This is a genomic window from Psychrobacter sp. PSP, assembly GCF_024085615.1.
Taxonomy (GTDB): domain Bacteria; phylum Pseudomonadota; class Gammaproteobacteria; order Pseudomonadales; family Moraxellaceae; genus Psychrobacter; species Psychrobacter pacificensis.
In genome coordinates this window covers 161328-180012 of record NZ_JABLTF010000015.1, presented here as the reverse complement: position 1 = coordinate 180012, position 18685 = coordinate 161328, and the positions used below count along the sequence as shown (strand labels likewise).

Below are 18685 nucleotides of genomic sequence, written 5' to 3'. Positions count from 1 at the left end.
ATTGATATAGTGAGCGATGATAGACAGTATGAGGTGCTACTCTCTCAGTTATACTACCGCGTGTTCTGATTTATTGGGATCGATAATTTGGTAACCCACACCAGGCACTGTTACTATCATGGTTTTGTCAAAAGGCTTGTCGACCTGCGCCCGCACGCTATGAATATGAGTGCGTAGCGCATCACTGCTGGGTATATCCAGACCCCAAACCTTTTCTTCAAGTTCTGTCTTGCTGACGACTCGCGGTGCGGCACTCATCAGGATATGTAATATCTTAAATCCAGTTGGGGTGAGCTTAATCGACTTTCCTTCGCGCATAATAGTATGTTCACTATTATTTAGCGATAGCGCGCCCACAGCGATACTGTGTACAAAATGATCGTCCTCATGACGACGTATAAGTGCTTTGATACGGCACTCTAGCTCAATCAATGAAAATGGCTTGACCAAATAATCATCAGCACCGCTATCAAAGCCTGCCACTTTATCCAAAATCGTATCGCGCGCAGTGAGCATCAGCACAGGCGTTTTGTCATGCAGTTCTTCTCTGAGTTTCTTACACAGCTTGGTGCCATCCATACCTGGTAGCATGACATCGAGCAATATGACGTCATAATGATTGCTTGCGGCGAGCGTTAGCCCACTATAGCCATTATGTGCGTTGTCCAGCTCAAAGCCTTTTGGCTCAAAAAACGCATAAATATTGGCCACGATATCGGGGTTGTCTTCAATAACGAGTATCTTATACATGGTGTTGACCTAAAAAATAGTGGCTACCTAAAAGATGGAGCAATATAAAAACAGATTTAGTTATTCACTTTAAAAAAGGTTGGCGCGCCTTTGACTTCATCGGTTGTGATGCCAAAAAAGCTAAGCAACGTCGGCGTAATAAAATCGTGTGATACGGGCTGACTGCTCATAATAGAGAGACTGTCCGCATCGATGTGATTACTGTCTGGTGACCAAATGACTGCAGGTACGTGTTTTTGGGTATCTGGTGCAAACTTATAGGGCAGACCATGCAAGTAAATATTGTTTTCTCCCAGACTCTCGCCATGATCGCTCATATACACCATGACTACATCATAATCTTGTTCGTAAGTCTTTAGGGTATCGATCACGTTATCCAAAAAGTAGTCGGTGTACAGAATCGCATTGTCATAGCCATTGATCACAGACTGGGTATCACATTTTGACAGCTCATTGGTCATACAGACAGGTTTGTACGTTTCAAATTCTTTAGGGTAGCGCTGGTAATAAGCGGGGCCATGATTACCCATTTGGTGTAACAAAATAAGCGTGTCTTTAGGCGTCTCTTTCGGTGAGCTGCCTGACTTAACCAGTTTATCAAAACCATCAAGCATACCAATATCTCGGCATTCAACATCGCAGTTCGGATTGGTATCAGCCGTTTTGAAGTCCTCAAAAGTGACACGATCAGCTACGCCTTTAGAGCTAGAGTTGTTGTCTCGCCAAACGACATTGACCCCTTGCTTGCTGAGCGTATCGAGTACGTTTTCATTGTACTTGGCGGTATCGATATCATATTTTTCTCGATTTGCATAACTGAACATGCAGGGCACTGAGTAGGCAGTCGAAGTGCCACAAGAGACGGCATCTTTAAAACTATAAAGGTTGGACTGTTTTGCGAGTAGTGGCGTGGTATTGCGTGTATAGCCATTTAAACCAAAGTGATCAGCGCGAGCCGTTTCACCAACGACGAACACCATGAGCTTGGGTTTTGCAGTGCTGCTGTTTGTAGTGCTACTGGTAGGAGCGACGCGCTTTGCATCTGTCGCATGTAGGGTGAAAGTATCAGGACGGCGCAGCTCATTGACATAGTTTTCGACAAGTTTGATCGTAGAGTAAATAGGCGTGATTGGGTTGGCATAAGAGCGCACCTCTTTATGCTGACGAAAGAAGCTGGCGTACTGGTCACCAAAGGGTAAAAGACACGCCGCGATAACTGCGATAGACAATATCAAGGTAGCTGTCTTTTGTAGAATACTGCGTTGCCAAGTAAAGCGCTTTAGACGAATTTTGCTAATGATAACTGCTGGCAACACGCTCAGTAGCAGCACCCGAATGACCATACTAGGGGCAAACAATCCCATCGCCTCTGCTTGATCGGTCTCCAGACTATTGATCAGCATGTTGGTGTCAAATATCGTCCCGTAAGCATCGGTAAAATAACCGCAGATGGCAGCAGTGATCAGTAGCGCAATCAATACTGGTTTGGCAATCGGACGATAGCAAAGCAGTTGTAATACCAGCCACATCAGTCCAAACAACAAGCCAGTAATAGACAGTATAAAGCCGACGTTTTTGCTAAATGGATAGACATCTAGCACCTGCTCAAAAAAGCCAATATTGGCAGTCACCACCAAATATAAGGCAACAATGATAATAAGATAATTGAGATTTACCTCATGATCGTAGAGCTTACTCAGATAGCTGTTTTTTTTATTGGTTTTAGGCGCATCGATTTTGGCGGTTTGAGATATGGACATATAAATACTTCTCAACAGAATGGTAGGAAACGTCATTCCTTACCATAACAAGTGTGCTGTTAAGAAGATGTTAAGGTGGCAGCTTTGATGCTGATGCTAGTTTGCGAGGTGTTGAGTGGTTTATATAAAATTTTACGGACAGATTTTATAGATATTCAAATTATTCAGGATTCATGATTGCTTTTAACTCAGACTGATTCTTTATAGTAATAAAACCATAGTGCATATCTATGAATTCCTGTTTTTGCCAAGACTGAATGATTTTATTGATGGTTTGTCGGGTGGTACCGAGCATAAAGCCAAGCTCTTCTTGTAATAAGCGCAAATCTATCTTTATATCGCCATCCATCTGCTTGCCATAATTACCAATCAGCCCTACAAGCATACTCGCCAGTCTTGCCGATGTACTCAACGAGGTAGCGTCATCAATCCAGTCAAAGGCTCTACGAATACGCGCACAAGTGATGAGCGCGAGGTGCTTGTATAAAATTGGATACTGTTGCGCCGTTTGAATTACCACCTTTCTGGGGATAGAAATCAACGTAACCTTATTAATCGTCCATGCATCGTGGGTGCGAGGATTATCATCTATGATAGAGATCTCACCAAACCACTCGCCACTAGATAGGTGAGCGAGGGTCATGGCATTGCCGCTAGTGCTCACATTGCAGACTCTAATCGTACCCGATACGACAAAGTGCAGCGCCGCATCATCATTGTCACCAATAGCATGAATCATTTGGCTTTTTTGGTATACCTTTAGCACAGCGTTATACGCTAGTAGCGCTTGCACGTCGGTTGGCAAGTCAGCAAACCAAGGGTCGTTATTTAAATGATGATTGATATTCATAAGTGTCATGTTTTTGACAGATTTGGGTTTGAAGAATGGTGTAGAGTAATTATTCGGACTATTCACAACTGTAAAGGACTATACAATGCAAACAGCGATAAAAACGACCACACAAACTGATTCAACATCGAGTGTACACCATAATATGAGCGAACAAGAGTGGCAGATGCGAGTAAATCTTGCTGCTTGTTATCGCTTGATTGCGTCCTATGGCTGGGATGATCTGGTATTTACCCATATCTCAGCCCGCGTACCAGGGACAGAAGATGAGTTTTTAATCAATCCTTATGGCATGCTATTTGAAGAGATCACCGCTTCCAGCCTAGTCAAAGTCAACAAAGCGGGCGAAAAGGTCTCGCCATCAGCGTTCAATGTCAATCCAGCCGGGTTTATTATTCATAGTGCCGTACACGAAGCCCGTGATGATGCGCACTGCGTGATTCATCTGCATACTAGCGATGGCGTAGCGGTCTCGGCGCAAGAGCAAGGCCTACTACCCATCTCGCAGCAGTCATTATTTCCGTTATCTAACTTGGCATATCACGATTACGAGGGCGTTGCACTTAACCCAGAAGAAAAAGTCCGCTTGGTCGCTGATTTAGGCAAGGCTAACTTTATGATCTTGCGCAATCACGGTCTGCTCACTTGTGCCGACACCGTCGCTGATGCGTTTTTGAATATGTATATTTTACAAAACGCCTGCGAGATTCAAATCAAGGCGCAAAGCGGTGGCAGCGCATTGACGCCGATACCAGCACAAATATTGGCTGGTATTCAAGCGGCATCGAAGCAGGTGACCAGAGGAGCGAATGGTGATATCGCATGGCCTGCCTTATTAAGAAAGCTACGCCGTACTGACCCATCGTTTGAGGAGTGATTACATATGGGCAGCGTTAGGTGAGTATTACCATCAAGAGCGTGGTCAGTATGAGTATATAAAAGACGCTCAGGTAAGGTTTATTATCTAGTGTTTGCAATCTATACGCCATCAACAACCGTCGCACCAAAAAAAAGCAGCACATCGTTTGATGCGCTGCTTTTTTGTTTCCTGTTTTTACCTCCCTATAAGCATTCTATCTGTCAGGGTCTTATTTTGACTCCTCATTCCCTTTGTGTGCTATCACCGGTTTTTAAATTAATCCGCCTCTATCAACTTGTATTTTTTTGTCATCATATGTTCATAAATGAGCCGTATTCTTATGCCCATTATAAATAGTTGCTGTGTGTCACAGAGATTGATATCCATTAAGAGATTCATTGATAGCAGTTGATGCGTAGATAAAAGGTGTGTGTATGAGCGTTGCTGGCAGGCTTGGTAGTATCTCTACCCGTATGCTGATTATTTTAGCGTTGGCTTTTTTGCTGATTATCCTCATGGTGTACTTGGTCATTGAAACCCAAGGCAAGCCGCGCATTATGGAGATGACATCAGAGACTGTGGTTGAAACAGGTAACGAAGTCATCAACAGTATCATGGTGAGTATCAACCATGTCGATGGGCTGGCAAAAGCAAGCAGTACGATGGCGGGCGGTCTACCTAAAGAGGATGCACTTTACCAAGAAACCTTTGGCAATCTCATGCAACAAATGGATCAAAGAATCGTGGGTGGCGGGGTATGGTTTGACCCAAATATGTATGCCCAAGGTCAAGAGCGTCAGTCGTTTGTATGGGCGCGCGATGAGACAGGCAGCATGCAGTCAGTGACGCGCTATGACCAAGTAAGTCAAACGCCCAATGCTTATTATCGAGACTGGTGGTATATTCCAGCGTTGTACGCCAATCATGATCACTGCGTCTGGAGTCGGGCATACATCGATCCCACCAGCAATCAGCCGATGATGACTTGTGCTAAAGCATTGTACAACAGTACTAATCAAGCGTTTGATGGCGTGGTGAGTTTTAACTTATTATTGGACAATCTTGATGCCGCCATGAAGAGGTGGCAAGAAAAAATAGGCGGCTATGTCTTTTTGGTTGACTTGGACAATCGATTCCTAACTTTTCCTGATCAGTCGCTCGTCACTCAAACCACCGCCAACAATCCACAAGGTGAGATGATGAACGCCAGTCAGTTGGCGGCTATCAATCCGAGTTTTGCGCCTATCGCGGACAGTTTGGGTCGCATTAACGATACGCTCATTGATGATGCTACTGCCAAAGATGAAAGCCGTTTTACCTTGGCGGCGCGTAGTATTTTGAGTACGACCAATCTGGGCAAAATAAGTGAGCAAGAGTCTGAGCTACTCTCGGCGTTGCTGTTATTAAATATCGATCAAACTTTCAATTTAGTCGACAGCCATCTGGTCGATACCATCGACGTACCCAATGATTTTGTCTTGCAGCAGCCAGCCACAGCCTTCGTCTTTCGCATGCCATTTACTTACTGGAAAATGGTGATCGTCAAACCCAATAGTGATCTGCTCAGTGTTGCCAATGCGCTATCGAACCAGCTGATTCAAGCCATGCTACTGGGCTTTATCCCTATTTTATTATTAACGGCATGGGTGTTCCGTCAGTATTTTACTCGTCCATTACAACGTATGTCGCTTTTGGTGGCTGAGATGGGCGCTTTGATTGAACAAAAACAATATCAGAAACTGCTCGCACATAAGCTGCCCAGCTCAAGCGTGAGCGAAATTCAGATCATCAGTGAGCAGACCAACCAACTGATTGATCGTGTCGTCGAAAACGAAGGCGCGCTTGCCGAGATCAACGTCCATCTAGAAAAACAAGTTGCTGCCCGTACCCAAGATCTACAGCAAGCGATGGATGAGCTAAAAGCCTCACAAGTACAATTAGTGCGCTCCGAAAAAATGGCAACCTTGGGTCAAATGGTGGCAGGCGTGGCGCACGAGGTCAACACACCACTGGGCTATGTACGCAGTAATATCGAACTGGTCGGTGATAACTTGACGCGTTTCGATGAGCTGATCAGCCAGACTGACCAGCTATTGCAGGCGCTAAAAGACTCTAGTGCTGACCAAGCGCAAGTAGCACAATTGACGGCTCAAACTCTACAATGCTGTGAAGAGATCAAAGAAGATGAAGTCAGTGAGGACTTGGCCGATTTGATCAAAGACAGCTTGTACGGGGTCGATCAGATAGCTGAGTTGGTGGTAAGTTTGCGCGACTTTTCTAGAATTGATGAATCAAAAGTAAAAGACGTCGATATCAATGACTGTATCACCACCTCGCTGGTCATGGCGCGCAATAACCTCAAAACCCTAGATATTACGACCAACCTAGCGACACTGCCGCTGACTCAATGTAACCCCTCGCAAATCAATCAAGTGCTATTAAATTTATTCAATAATGCCGCTCAAGCCATAGCGCCTGATCAAAAAGGCGAGTTGCATATCACATCAGCTGTCGATGAGACGCAGTCGCAGGTAGTGGTGCAGGTCACAGATAATGGTATCGGTATCAACGAGCAGGCTTTAGAGCGTATCTTTGAGCCGTTTTTTACCACCAAAAAAGCAGGCGATGGAACGGGTTTAGGGCTGGCGATCAGCACGCAAATTATTGAGCAGCATGGCGGCAGTATTGCAGCGAGCTCAATCGTCGGCGAGGGCACAACTTTTACCATTATGCTGCCAATACAGTCAAAAACTTATGAAAATAAACCCTCCAAAGCCTTATTTGAAGGTTGAAATACTTCTCACCACTCACCTAAAGAGAGCCTCATGCAAAAACCAAAAATTGCCTTTATCGATGATGAGCCGCGCATTTTACGCAGTCTAAAAATGCATTTTCGCCAGTCGCACGATGTATTTACCACCACCGATGCCACTGAGCTTATGAAATATGTCAGCGAGCACGATGTACAAGTGGTCATCAGTGACCAACGTATGCCTGATAAGCAAGGGACGGAAGTCTTGCGTGATATTAAAGAAGCGTCACCCAATACCATTCGTATCTTGCTAACAGGCTATGCGGATCTCAATGCGGTGATTGACTCGGTCAATGACGGAGAGATTTACCGTTATATCACCAAGCCTTGGCAAAATGATGAGCTCAAAAAGATCGTAAATAAAGCCACAGAGATTGCTCAGCAAACGCAAGATATTACCCAAAATATGAAGCAAGGTGATGAATCTCAGAGTTTTATGAATGCTAGTAGCAAAAGGAATATACTGGTATTAGATGATGATGAGAGTATTTATCAAGAAATAAAAAATCAGTTTAAAAGTACTTATACAGTGAGCTGGGCAAGCAACCTCGAGCAGGCTGCGAAGTTACTACAAAAAAAGAAGTTTGGTGTCACCATCACGGATGCGACGCTCAACGAAGAAAATATTACTCCTATTGTCTACGCTCTAAAAAATATCCAGCCCGATCTGATGGTGCTGATGTTGACTGAATTTAAAGACGCTCACATGGTGATTGATCTCATCAATAAAGGGCAGGTATATCGCTGTCTGCCACGTCCTACCAACTTCTCTATTATGAGTATCAGTCTGGACCGCGCGTTTGAGCATCACGAAAGACTGGTACAGCAGCCGATATTAGCAACGCGTCATCATGTTGAAGAAGTACCAGAAGCTGAGACTTTTAATTTTTCTGAAAGATTGAAGGGTTTCTTTGCCAAGTTTAGAGGCTGGCGCATGATGATGTAAAGTATTCTGATTAAGATGCTATATCAAGTCAGCATATGATTGAGCATTATCTTTAATAAAGAATAAATAGCCGTATTTATAAGAATTTGCGTGACATAATTACGGTATCGAGTGATAGGCTTATTAAAACAGTACGTTTATGTTTCTTATAATCATTATTAGACCACTCATCACCATTAGTATCAGCAGCATTATTCTAAACTGACTAATACTGATGCCAGCCAAAAAGTGTTTGCCAATGACGTTGCCAATAACGGCACCCAGTCCTAATACCAGACCATACACACAGATCTTGACTGTGAGTATGCCAAAAAAGGCGTAGCTGACGACTTGCACAATACCGACAAAAAAAGAATTCGCCGTTTTGGTCGCAATAAGATTCTCTTTTTCTAGACCTGCGTTCATATAAAAAGGGTTAAGAATGGGACCTAGGCCACCCACCAACGTGCTCATAAAGGCAATGAAAAAGCCCACAGGATCCTTTTTATTACAAAAAGTGCGGTCAGTTTGTCTCATCTGCCGTAGAAATGCTGTTTTTTATCTCCAATCATATAGACCCTTATCTGGACAATACCGAACAAGAAAACTTGGTAAAAGTATGCCGCGTTGCTAAAAACCTAGAAGGGGACCCTATCGAATATAGAGAATCTTATGGATTGGCAGAAAAATTTAGTTATGAGGTCAATATTATTTAACCATTGGCCATTTCACCATTAGCGAGGGCAGTGGTTAAGTTATGCTCAATAAGCTATAAAAAAGGAGCTGATAATTCAGCTCCTTTTTTCATACTTTTTATCACCTGACTCTATGAACGACCAATGAAAGAAATGGTTGATACATAGAACTGCTTACTGGCTGTTAAACGTAATCGTCTGTCCGCCATTACCAGCTGGCGGTACGATAGTGACTTTGCTCGCAAGTATGTCGCCTTTGGCATTGATTTTGTAGCATTCTTTTGAGCTGCCTTCAGAGGTGCCACCAGCAAGCATGTTGTCTGAGGTTTCGATACAGAACCATGCGGTCTGATTGCTGTCTCGCGTTAGGGACCAGTTTTGGTTATAGGTGCCGATTTTTTGGCGCATACGACTGTCCGTATAGACATTTTCAGTAATCAATTTGTTTGAGTCGCCCACCGTCGCCATTTTGGGGATAGTGGTCGTTTGATTTGAGACTGAGTATTTGCCTGTGCTGTCTGTAAAACCGTGAAATACCAAAGGGTTCAAGGTGAAGTAATTGATAGCGACTGAATGGTTAGTGATTTGATTGTTCACTTTATTGATCGTGTTGATCTCAGTACCTTGTACCTTTTTATTATTGAAAACCATGTTGCCTTTAGGCGTGACTTGAATATCTGCTGAGGCCGTTTGATTGCCGATAGTGGCAACCAAATTTTCACTACGTTGTTTGGTATAGATATTGAGCATGGCGGTCTCAACAGGGTACTCGGTCACTATGTTGTTTGGGTTGGTGTTACCCATCGTTCCACCGCTCGCACAAGCGCTTAAGCCCAGTCCTGCGGCAATACATAATCCTAATGTTTTCATGATTTAATCCCTCAGTCTATGTGGATGAATGCTATTAGTAGCTACTGTAAGTAGCAGTTATTATAAGGAATATCTACTATAATCGAATTTTTTAGCAATGACATCTGCTAACCATCCTAGACCTTCTATTATTACATCACTATAACAACCAGTAATTTTCTAGTGCGTTAAGAATTGCGGGCGACGCTACAGGCGTAACCAGAATCTTCCATCAATTTGCCAAAAATAGCCCCCAAGATAAATAGGGGGAAGTATTTGACAGCAAAGCCGCCAAGACCTTGCATAAAGACTTCAGTATAGATCACCATCGTTTGGCTGCTCTGCCCACTTAATACCACTGCCAAGATAGCGAGTAGAGGTGCCAAAACTAAGACGCTCACGCCTCGATAGGCAAAATACATTAAGAGGGACAAAGACAACAAAATAGCAAAAATGCTCATGATTTTGATTTCCTTCCATGGAAAATAGGCGGTGAACTATAATGGTTGCGGCTCATTATTCTTCTTATAAAAAGACATTTTATAAAAAGGTATTGATCCATCGATGAAAACGATGGGCTGTTTTTGTAATCTTTATTTGGGTGATAGAATTAGGCCTTTAACAGTCCATGCTTTTCATAGTGGTTTTTGGATGGTAACTCCTGCTCCACGAAAAATCTAATAGACGGTTGTTCATAATAGCTATCCTTAGCATGAACTCAATATCACCAGTCCAACGATGAAAAAGAGTGATGAGAAAAGTATAGTGATAGGGTAATCACGTAGAGATAACGGCTTACTTAAATCAAACTTAGGTCAAATAAAATGATACATTATGTATCATTTTAAAATCTAACAGAGGAGTAAACAAAGGTCAACTAGTAGACCTTGAGAGTCACGGTACTGGTGTAATGGTCCATTTTTAATGAAGAGATACTAACCACTTTGAGATAAATTAGACCGTATTCAAATGTCAGACATAACTTATAAGTGTGGTGATATCAATGATAAGAGAGCTTAAAACCTTTGTGGCCGTTTGCGAGTTAGACAGCTTTGCTGCCGCTGCTCGGCACATCAACTTGACCCAGTCTGCGGTCAGCGCCCAAATAAAAACCTTGGAAGACAATCTAGGGTTATCTTTATTTACCCGCTCTGCTCGTGCCATTACGCTCAATCCGCAAGGCACGCGCGTATTACCGATCGCCAAAGAGATTTTGGCGCTTTATTCAACAATGCAGTTGTCCACAGATACCGATATTGCCAGCTATTACGGGCAGCTTAGGATTGGCTCGATCAATTCCGTGCAAGTGGGTATCTTGCCAGAGGCACTAAAAGCGATTACGTTACTTGCCCCCTTAATGCAGACGGAAATTGTCCCCGGGCGTGCTGTAGAGTTATTTGAGAAACTAGAAGTTGGGGAGATAGATGCGGCAATTACCATACAGCCAGCATTTGCCTTGCCAAAAGATATTGTGACGCAGTCCATTATGACCGAACCCTACGTGCTCATTAGCCCTAAAAAATGGCCCTTTCATAGCCTCAGACAAACGCTTGAGCAGCATCCTTTTATCCATTACACCTTACAGTCCTCAGCAGGCGCAAAGATAAACAAGTTCTTTAAACAACAGGACATCAAGGTAAATACGATCATGGAGATTAATGATCTGGATGCGATCGTTCGGATGGTGGAGTCGGGGCTGGGGGTGGCTTTGATTCCGTATGCTGGGCTATGGATTAGAAGTACGCCGCCCGTTCAAATTCACCATTTAGGGGATAACAGTTTGGTGCGCGAGGTTGTATTGGCATATCGTTATACCGATCGTCAGCAGCCACAAATCAATGCTCTAAAGCAGGTGTTGGGGCTGTAAGTGAGTCAAGAGTCTTATAAACCTTTGTCACTGAAGCTAGGTTTTTACTTTCGGCACGTATAATTAGCGATTAATCCACTTTTTCAACCAATAAGCTTTCTCATAAAATCTTTCTTGCCATATAAATTTTTTCCAAAAGAACTACTGTAAAAGTGCTCATTCTTTTTTATAGAACAACCTAATCTGTCATATTTTTTATTAAGCAGCAAAATTTTTGGGGCTGAGAGCGAAATATTTGCGTTTTTCTTGTACTAAATTCTCGGTTACGATGGCGCTCATATTGAGTAGCGCCAAGACAAAACACTTAACAGAGTCATTTTTGTCGGCCTACTTCTTAAATCTCTCTTATGTCTAAGAAGTTATAAAAATATGGAAAATACAGATAACCTTATCGATAATAAAGCCCATACTCGCATTGAAAAAGATTTATTGGGTGAGCAAGCCGTTCCTGCAACCGCACTATACGGAATCCAAACCCAACGCGCCGCGCAAAATTTTGATATTACTGGCATGCCAATTAGCCATTTTCCTGATTTGATCAAAGCACTGGCAATGGTGAAAGCGGCTGCTGCCAAAGCCAATTATCAACACGGTCTACTCAGTGAAGAGAAGCTTAGCGCCATCACTGATGCGTGTAGCGATCTGATACAAGGCGAGCATCATGAGCAGTTTATTGTTGATCTCATCCAAGGCGGGGCGGGCACGTCAACCAACATGAATGCCAATGAAGTGATTGCCAATATTGGCTTAAAAAAGATGGGGTTTGAGTATGGTCAGTATAGTCATCTCCATCCCAACAATGACGTCAATCGCTCTCAGTCGACCAATGATGTCTATCCAAGCGCGGCACGTTTGGCGATGGTATTTGCGGCAAAACCACTGCAATAGGCCATTATCAAGCTACAAAACAGCTTAGCTATCAAAGGTAAAGAATTTAGCAGCATTCTAAAAATGGGTCGTACTCAATTGCAAGACGCAGTACCGATGACGTTGGGGCAAGAGTTTAACGCTTTCGCCAGTGATCTAGGCAGTGAAACGGCGCGAATCGAAGATGCTTGTTTACAGTTATGTGAGTTGAACTTGGGCGGTACGGCGATTGGTACGGGCATCAATGCGCCCAAAGGTTATGCCCGCTTAGCGATTAGTGAGCTCGCGGATATCAGTGGTCTGCCAGTGACGCTCTCTGAGGATTTGATCGCCGCCAGTGCCGATATGGGTGCGTTTATTACGTTTTCGAGTGCGCTCAAACGCCTAGCTATTAAGCTGTCTAAATTGAGCAACGATTTACGTCTACTGTCGAGTGGACCGCGTACGGGCTTGGGCGAGATTAACTTGCCAGCGATGCAACCTGGCTCGTCTATTATACCGGGTAAAGTCAATCCTGTGATTCCTGAGGCCATGAACCAAGCTGCGTTTCAGGTAATGGGGACGGACATGACGATTACCATGGCAGCAGAAGCAGGGCAACTGCAGCTCAATGCAATGGAGCCGCTGATTGTTTATAACCTACTAAACAATGCGCGCCTGTTAGAAAAATCGATTCGTATGCTCGATGGGCGCTGTATTCAAGGTATAACCGCCAATAAAGCTCGCTGTGCGCAGCATGTCGAAAACAGTATCGGTATCGTGACAGCACTGGTACCACATATCGGTTATGAAAATGCCAGTCGTATCGCAGGAAATGCGTTGCTGAGTGGGTCAGGCGTGGCGGAGCTGGTCAAACAAGAAAAGCTGCTCAATGATGAGGAACTTGCAGCGATTTTATCACCTGACACGATGGTCAGTAGTATATAGATTTGTGCACATAAACTGGATTGAACAAAGAAAAAAAGAGCGATATCTATCAACGGATATCGCCCTAATTCTTTTAAAGTGTCGTATCTTCATCGTTTTGATCACTATGACAGCGATGTGATGAAATTAGACAATTATTATCGCTTAGACCCTCGACCTTTTGAAGGACGTCTGCCGTTTGTGGCAGGTTTACCATTGCCTGCAGCATTCTTGCCACGACTGGCAGGACGCCCATCTCTACCTTTAGAACCTGCTGGTTTTCTGGCATCATCCTTGGCGTACTTATTGCGCCCCTTTGCAGCACCTGCTGATTTTGCAGAGGATTTTGACTTTGATTGAGCGTCAGTATGCGGTTTTTTTCGTGGTGCATTGCGCGATTTTTTGCCCGAATGATTGTCTTGCGACGAGGATTTTTCGACAGCTTTAAGCAGGACAGACAGCTCTGTTGGTGTCAGGTCTCGCCAGTCGCCGACAGGAAGCCCCTTAAGGCTTACATTCATAATCCGCGTACGCTCAAGCTTGACGACCTCATAACCAAAATGCTCACACATACGGCGGATTTGACGGTTCAAACCTTGAATGAGTGTGATGTTAAAGACGTTGGGTGCTACCTTAGTAACGGGACATTTTTTTGTCATCTTGCCAAGCATTGGCACGCCACTCGCCATACCCTCAATAAAGCTATCCGTGATTGGCTTATTTACCGTCACGAGATACTCTTTTTCGTGGTTATTGCCAGCACGCAATACTTTATTGACCAGATCACCATTATTGGTCAAAAAAATCAATCCTTGAGAGTCTTTGTCCAAACGCCCAATCGGGAAAATACGTACCGAGTGTCTCACAAAATCGACAATGTTGTTTTTTTCAGAGCTTTCCGTGGTGCTGACAATGCCCACTGGCTTATTTAAGGCAATAAAAATAAAATCATCAGGCTCGCGTGGCTCAATCAGCTGTCCGTTGACTTTTACTACGTCTCCAGCAGCCACTTGATCACCAACCGATGCACGCTTGCCATTGATGTATACATTACCTTGTTCAACAAAGCGGTCAGCATCGCGTCTGGAACAAATCCCACTTTCGCTGATGTATTTATTGAGACGAGTCGAGGAATTGTTATACATAAAGCACCGTTTTACCTGATAAAAAGCTTTTTTGCTAAGAAAAAAGCCTAAATTGAATGGTTCAGTCGTCTTGTCATTAAAGCGGCGACTTGCGTTTTTACAGTCTAACGCTTACGTTCTGTAAAGCACTTTGACCACATGCCAGCCAAATTTGGTTTTTACCAAATGAGGGGTGAAAAGCTCACCGTTGAAGCAGATTTTATCAAAAGGTCCTACCATTTGACCTTTTTCGAACTCACCTAAATGACCGCCTTTTTTGCCTGATGGACAGGTTGAGTATCGTTTGGCCAGCACATCAAATGCTGCGCCTTTTTTGAGCTTGGCAATAATATCTTCTGCCAACTCTTTTTGTTTGACTAAAATGTGCAATGCGCTAGCGGTACGAGCCATCGTATAAACCTTTCATAGAGTATCAATTATCGGGTCATTATATCATTACTTATCTTATTTTAGCTTAGTTACTAACCTTTGTGATTCAAAGGTTATCTAAGATTATTTAAGCCAATTTCTTATATTTGAAGCCCGTGTTTTCTATTTAATATCTCTTCTTTACAAGATAAAAAGGTTAAAGCTGATGCCAATCTTCAATCGCCTTGTGTCCAACTTCTAATCCCACATCATAGCTATAACGGATTTTGGCTTTATTTTTGGACAATCGACTCGCCATGTTTTTTAAGTCGGGTGGACAAATCTCTAAAATTTTCTGTGATGATGGCGTCTGTAAAAATTGTACCGAGTCGTTGTAGCGTTGGGTTCGCGTCAACAAGCTTTGGGCAAAACCATATCGTTGCTTAGTATAATATTTAGCCAATAGCTGATCGCCTTTACTGCTTGTTTTAGCGTAGTTTTGCGGGCGAGTACGTATGACCATGAGCTTATCAATACTCTCTTGCCCAGCCGCCCACTGTACGGGCAAAGCATCTGCCACACCACCATCAAAATAAGGCTCACCAAATATCTCGACCGCTTGGCGGGTCAGCACTGGGATGGAGCTTGATGCCCTTAATCCATCCAAAATATTGTCTTTAGCCGCTTTGATGTAGGTTGCCTGTCCTGAAATAGCATGTGTTAACACCATGTAAAACTCAGCATGATTGGCAAATAACTGTGCCTGATCCAGTGGATATTCTTGCTCCACTATATCCCACATCCACTTTAGATCCAGTAAGTCACCGCCTCTAAGGAAACGACCGTAATGAATAAATTCAGATCGAAGGGAATGATCCAAGTAAATATGCAGGGTGCGGCCTTGTTGTGCGGCCAAATAGTTAGCAACGTTAGTTGAACCTGAAGAGACGCCCACACAAAGATCAAAAGGATTGAATTGTTGTTGTAAAAAGGCGTCTAAGAAACCGCTGCTAAATGCGCCACGCATGCCGCCGCCTTCAACTACCAGTGCTTGTCTATGTTGTTTAAGCATTGAAAACCTCGAATGACGCTCGCAAAGTATACCTATAAGTACACAAAACGAGGGGATAAAAAATGTTTATAAATATAGTCGATACTAGGGAAATATACTTTTAAGCCGTTCTAAATCTATTTCTTGGATATAGACTGTAGTGGTCAACTAATTTAGGAAACCTAATAAGAGGTTTTGATTAAAGTAGCGTCTCTCTGTCTCTAATGGTGTTAGCGAGTTGTTGAAGCTGTGCGGTCTCACAGCTTGATAATAGCCCCAAATATAGTTAGTGATAGCACTTGATGCTTCAGCAATCTCTTCGTAGCCGCCCTTTAGCATCCACTGCGTCTTAAAGCTTCTAAAGAAGCGTTCAGTTGGGGCGTTATCCCAACAATTTCCCTTTCGGCTCATACTTTGAACCATGCCATGACAACTTGCGACTGACTCAGCGAATTTCTGACTGGTATAATGCGTGCCTTGATCAGAGTGAAACAGCACTCCATTAGGCTTGAGTCTAGTCTGATACGCCATCTGTAGCGCTTTGGCAGTCAAAAAGCTATCAGGAGAGTCTGAGACACTAAAGCCCACCACGCGCCGTGCAAACAGGTCTAGAACGACAGCCAAGTAACACCAACCGCCTTTGATACCGACATAGGTTCATCACCTGTCCAGACTTGATTAGGCGCTTTTGGGCTAAAGTTGCGATCTAAGATATTGTCATGGGTTTTGTGTTCTTGATCAGCTTGCTGTTATTTATGCGTCTTGAGCTGACAGCTCATTAGTCCCATGCCTTTCATAAACTTAGACGCTAGGTAGCGCGTCAACCGAATCCATGTTCATTCCACAGTATGGCGATAATGGTACGAGCGCCAGCCGATTGCTTTGAATCGTTGAATATCTGGCGTATCAGGGCTTTTAACTTAACGAGTTTATATCTATAGGCTTAGATCGTATACCATATAGTTAGATTACTATAAAATCGATACAATAAGATTCAACGTTATTTTTCGCAGCCTCTGGAGACGCAGTCACAGCAAGCAAGAAAAGTAGCGTTGAATCGAGCGCGTTTCCTATGCTGTATCAATTTTATTGAGGTTCTACTATAACTTGAATTCTCGGGTATATGCGCGGCGTTTGGTCGTCATACTAATTATCCTCTTTCGGATAGTATAACCTCTTAAACATGGGCCGATTTAATTATGCCACTACAAGATCTTGGCGGTCATAACAGTTGCCCCAACGCTTATAATTATTATCCGTTCTCGACTTAGGGTTATAAGGAATGGCGATGTATGTTTGAATTTTATTAGTGTCCTAAATTAGTTGACCACTACAATTTTTTACTTACAACACGCAACCTTTTTAACACACGTTGATTATAAATCTTTTTTTCAAGGTGCTAATATAATTGAGTAATACTTAACTTAGATAACATAAACCATTGTTTCTAATAACTTTCATCTTGTATTATCACAGATTATTGTTTATCGAGATTTTGCAAGCTTTACTTAACTGGAGAAATTATGCGTGCTTTAACTTACCACGGTGCTAAAGATGTGCGAGTGGACAATGTCCCAGAACCTAAACTGCAAGAAAAAGATGATGTTATTTTACGTGTGACTGCAACTGCAATTTGTGGCTCAGATTTACACTTATATCGTGGCAAAATGCCTGCAACCGAGGAAGGCGATATCTTCGGTCATGAGTTTATGGGTGTGGTTGAAGAAGTAGGCTCTGAAGTCACTGCTGTTAAAAAAGGCGATAGAGTTGTTATTCCTTTTGTTATTGCATGTGGTAACTGCTTTTTCTGTCAGCATGACCTAATGTCCGCTTGTGAGACTACAAATACAGGCCCAGGCGCTGCTATTAATAAAAAAATAATTCCGCCACCGGCTGCTTTATTTGGTTTTAGCCATTTATATGGTGGGATTCCTGGTGGACAAGCAGAATTTGTACGGGTTCCTAAAGGTAATTTTGGTCCGTTCAAAGTAAATGGCTCACTGTCAGATGAGAAGGTTTTATTTTTATCAGATATTTTACCAACTGCTTGGCAGGCCGTGACTAATGCCAATATTACTAAAGGTTCAACCGTAGCTATTTATGGAGCGGGCCCTGTGGGGTTGTTATCAGCCGCTTGTGCCAAAATGTTAGGCGCTGAGCAGATCTTCGTGGTAGATCATAATGACTATCGTTTGCAGTATGCCAAAGATACGTACGGGGCTATTCCGGTTAATTTCGATAAGGTAGATGCTGCTGAATTCATCATTGAACAGACCAAAGGACATCGCGGCGTTGACGGAGTTATTGATGCGATTGGCTTTGAAGCCAAGGGCAGTATGCTAGAAACAATAATGACCAATTTGAAAATTGAAGGGTCAAGTGGTGCAGCTTTACGTCAATGTATTGCAGCTGTGCGTCGTGGCGGGGTCGTTAGTGTTCCTGGTGTGTATGCAGGACCCATTCATGGTTTCTTATTTGGTGACGCTTTTGATAAAGGGCTTACTTTCAAAATGGGCCAAACCCATGTACACAAGTATTTACCACAATTATTAGAGTATATTGAAAATGGTGATTTATCACCTGAAGCTATTATTACTCACCGTATGAATTTGTCTGACGCTGCTAAAGGTTATGAAATTTTCGAAAAGCGTGAAGAAGAATGTCGTAAAGTCATTTTAACTCCTTAATTTTTCAAATTTACCCTTTACTTTTAACATTTAAAGATTAGGTCATAGCTGCTTTAACGAGATTGTCTTAAATAATGGTTATCGCTAAAGCAGCTAGTAAAAAAATCTTTGACTTGCTTTTCTCTGCACACGGCAAAAAAATCATTCCCCAACCGATTTTCATGGGTTTAGGGATTAAAAAAACTAACTAACTGTCTTAGATGGTCTTAAAGCTTAGAAGTGTAAAGCACAATAAACTTTCTTATATTTATCAGGATCATCTTTATTAGCTACAAACCCTTTGCTAACCAACTTTACCGAGTTAAATGTTTCAC

Annotated in this window: 15 protein-coding genes and 2 pseudogenes; 7 read left to right on the top strand and 10 right to left on the bottom strand. The window is 42.9% G+C overall.

The window, feature by feature from the left end; translation table 11 throughout:
- Positions 1-48: 48 nt before the first annotated feature.
- The 3 genes from HL061_RS04685 to HL061_RS04675 all read right to left on the bottom strand — a co-directional run bounded on the left by HL061_RS04685 (position 49) and on the right by HL061_RS04675 (position 3360).
- Entirely contained in the window at positions 49-750 is a 702-nt protein-coding gene (locus HL061_RS04685) for a response regulator transcription factor (protein WP_240366099.1), read from the bottom strand.
- A gap of 56 nt (positions 751-806) precedes the next feature.
- Positions 807-2510: a phosphoethanolamine--lipid A transferase gene (locus tag HL061_RS04680; RefSeq protein WP_252962566.1), complete on the bottom strand. Its 1704-nt coding sequence runs from the start codon at positions 2508-2510 to the stop codon at positions 807-809.
- Positions 2511-2670: 160 nt separating this feature from the next.
- Positions 2671-3360, bottom strand: a complete 690-nt coding sequence (locus HL061_RS04675; RefSeq protein ID WP_212564292.1) for a Crp/Fnr family transcriptional regulator — start codon at positions 3358-3360, stop codon at positions 2671-2673.
- A gap of 85 nt (positions 3361-3445) precedes the next feature.
- Here HL061_RS04675 and HL061_RS04670 point away from each other — a divergent pair, with 85 nt between their 5' ends.
- The 3 genes from HL061_RS04670 (at position 3446) to HL061_RS04660 (ending at position 7977) form a co-directional block, all read left to right on the top strand.
- Entirely contained in the window at positions 3446-4237 is a 792-nt protein-coding gene (locus HL061_RS04670; RefSeq protein WP_071002041.1) for a class II aldolase/adducin family protein, read from the top strand.
- A gap of 416 nt (positions 4238-4653) precedes the next feature.
- Complete coding sequence (locus HL061_RS04665; protein ID WP_071002040.1) at positions 4654-7011, top strand: PAS domain-containing sensor histidine kinase; 2358 nt, start codon at positions 4654-4656, stop codon at positions 7009-7011.
- Between the two features lie 33 nt (positions 7012-7044).
- Positions 7045-7977 carry a response regulator gene (locus tag HL061_RS04660; RefSeq protein ID WP_071002039.1) on the top strand — a complete coding sequence of 311 codons (933 nt, stop codon included), beginning with the start codon at positions 7045-7047 and terminating at the stop codon, positions 7975-7977.
- Positions 7978-8100: 123 nt separating this feature from the next.
- On the opposite strand, the gene HL061_RS04655 is transcribed toward HL061_RS04660, so the two are convergent.
- Positions 8101-8451: a TSUP family transporter gene (locus HL061_RS04655; protein ID WP_237182789.1), complete on the bottom strand. Its 351-nt coding sequence runs from the start codon at positions 8449-8451 to the stop codon at positions 8101-8103.
- Between the two features lie 5 nt (positions 8452-8456).
- Between HL061_RS04655 and HL061_RS04650 the strand changes: the two are divergent.
- A pseudogene (locus HL061_RS04650) lies at positions 8457-8672 on the top strand (GntR family transcriptional regulator); the annotation flags it as partial.
- A 153-nt stretch (positions 8673-8825) separates the two neighbouring features.
- Here HL061_RS04650 and HL061_RS04645 read toward each other — a convergent pair.
- Both HL061_RS04645 and HL061_RS04640 read right to left on the bottom strand, forming a co-directional pair.
- Positions 8826-9521, bottom strand: a complete 696-nt coding sequence (locus HL061_RS04645) for a hypothetical protein (RefSeq protein WP_071002038.1) — start codon at positions 9519-9521, stop codon at positions 8826-8828.
- 167 nt (positions 9522-9688) lie between these two features.
- The gene (locus HL061_RS04640; protein ID WP_071002037.1) at positions 9689-9961 is read right to left on the bottom strand and encodes a hypothetical protein; all 273 of its coding nucleotides are present in this window, start codon (positions 9959-9961) and stop codon (positions 9689-9691) included.
- 542 nt (positions 9962-10503) lie between these two features.
- Here HL061_RS04640 and HL061_RS04635 point away from each other — a divergent pair.
- Complete coding sequence (locus tag HL061_RS04635; RefSeq protein ID WP_071002036.1) at positions 10504-11367, top strand: LysR substrate-binding domain-containing protein; 864 nt, start codon at positions 10504-10506, stop codon at positions 11365-11367.
- A 369-nt stretch (positions 11368-11736) separates the two neighbouring features.
- Positions 11737-13161: pseudogene (locus HL061_RS04630) on the top strand (aspartate ammonia-lyase).
- A 137-nt stretch (positions 13162-13298) separates the two neighbouring features.
- Here the strand turns inward: HL061_RS04630 and rluF are convergent.
- From rluF to HL061_RS04610, 4 genes are all read right to left on the bottom strand, one after another.
- On the bottom strand, positions 13299-14285 hold the full coding sequence (gene rluF / locus HL061_RS04625) for a 23S rRNA pseudouridine(2604) synthase RluF (RefSeq protein WP_252962565.1): 987 nt from the start codon (positions 14283-14285) through the stop codon (positions 13299-13301).
- 111 nt (positions 14286-14396) lie between these two features.
- Complete coding sequence (locus HL061_RS04620; RefSeq protein ID WP_252962564.1) at positions 14397-14675, bottom strand: peptidylprolyl isomerase; 279 nt, start codon at positions 14673-14675, stop codon at positions 14397-14399.
- A gap of 175 nt (positions 14676-14850) precedes the next feature.
- A complete protein-coding gene (locus HL061_RS04615) occupies positions 14851-15705 on the bottom strand; it encodes a patatin family protein (RefSeq protein ID WP_252962563.1) in 855 nt (284 codons plus the stop codon).
- A 147-nt stretch (positions 15706-15852) separates the two neighbouring features.
- Positions 15853-16329 carry an IS3 family transposase gene (locus HL061_RS04610; protein WP_289116391.1) on the bottom strand — a complete coding sequence of 159 codons (477 nt, stop codon included), beginning with the start codon at positions 16327-16329 and terminating at the stop codon, positions 15853-15855.
- A gap of 878 nt (positions 16330-17207) precedes the next feature.
- Here HL061_RS04610 and HL061_RS04605 point away from each other — a divergent pair.
- Positions 17208-18371, top strand: a complete 1164-nt coding sequence (locus HL061_RS04605; RefSeq protein WP_071002031.1) for a zinc-dependent alcohol dehydrogenase — start codon at positions 17208-17210, stop codon at positions 18369-18371.
- Positions 18372-18685 lie beyond the last annotated feature (314 nt).

What these genes read in the sequence shown, in the direction of transcription:
- HL061_RS04685 (WP_240366099.1), bottom strand. Translation starts at nt 750, where the DNA reads ATGTATAAGATACTCGTTATTGAAGACAACCCCGATATCGTGGCCAAT.
- HL061_RS04680 (WP_252962566.1), bottom strand. Translation starts at nt 2,510, where the DNA reads ATGTCCATATCTCAAACCGCCAAAATCGATGCGCCTAAAACCAATAAA.
- HL061_RS04675 (WP_212564292.1), bottom strand. Translation starts at nt 3,360, where the DNA reads ATGAATATCAATCATCATTTAAATAACGACCCTTGGTTTGCTGACTTG.
- HL061_RS04670 (WP_071002041.1), top strand. Translation starts at nt 3,446, where the DNA reads ATGCAAACAGCGATAAAAACGACCACACAAACTGATTCAACATCGAGT.
- HL061_RS04665 (WP_071002040.1), top strand. Translation starts at nt 4,654, where the DNA reads ATGAGCGTTGCTGGCAGGCTTGGTAGTATCTCTACCCGTATGCTGATT.
- HL061_RS04660 (WP_071002039.1), top strand. Translation starts at nt 7,045, where the DNA reads ATGCAAAAACCAAAAATTGCCTTTATCGATGATGAGCCGCGCATTTTA.
- HL061_RS04645 (WP_071002038.1), bottom strand. Translation starts at nt 9,521, where the DNA reads ATGAAAACATTAGGATTATGTATTGCCGCAGGACTGGGCTTAAGCGCT.
- HL061_RS04640 (WP_071002037.1), bottom strand. Translation starts at nt 9,961, where the DNA reads ATGAGCATTTTTGCTATTTTGTTGTCTTTGTCCCTCTTAATGTATTTT.
- HL061_RS04635 (WP_071002036.1), top strand. Translation starts at nt 10,504, where the DNA reads ATGATAAGAGAGCTTAAAACCTTTGTGGCCGTTTGCGAGTTAGACAGC.
- rluF (WP_252962565.1), bottom strand. Translation starts at nt 14,285, where the DNA reads ATGTATAACAATTCCTCGACTCGTCTCAATAAATACATCAGCGAAAGT.
- HL061_RS04620 (WP_252962564.1), bottom strand. Translation starts at nt 14,675, where the DNA reads ATGGCTCGTACCGCTAGCGCATTGCACATTTTAGTCAAACAAAAAGAG.
- HL061_RS04615 (WP_252962563.1), bottom strand. Translation starts at nt 15,705, where the DNA reads ATGCTTAAACAACATAGACAAGCACTGGTAGTTGAAGGCGGCGGCATG.
- HL061_RS04605 (WP_071002031.1), top strand. Translation starts at nt 17,208, where the DNA reads ATGCGTGCTTTAACTTACCACGGTGCTAAAGATGTGCGAGTGGACAAT.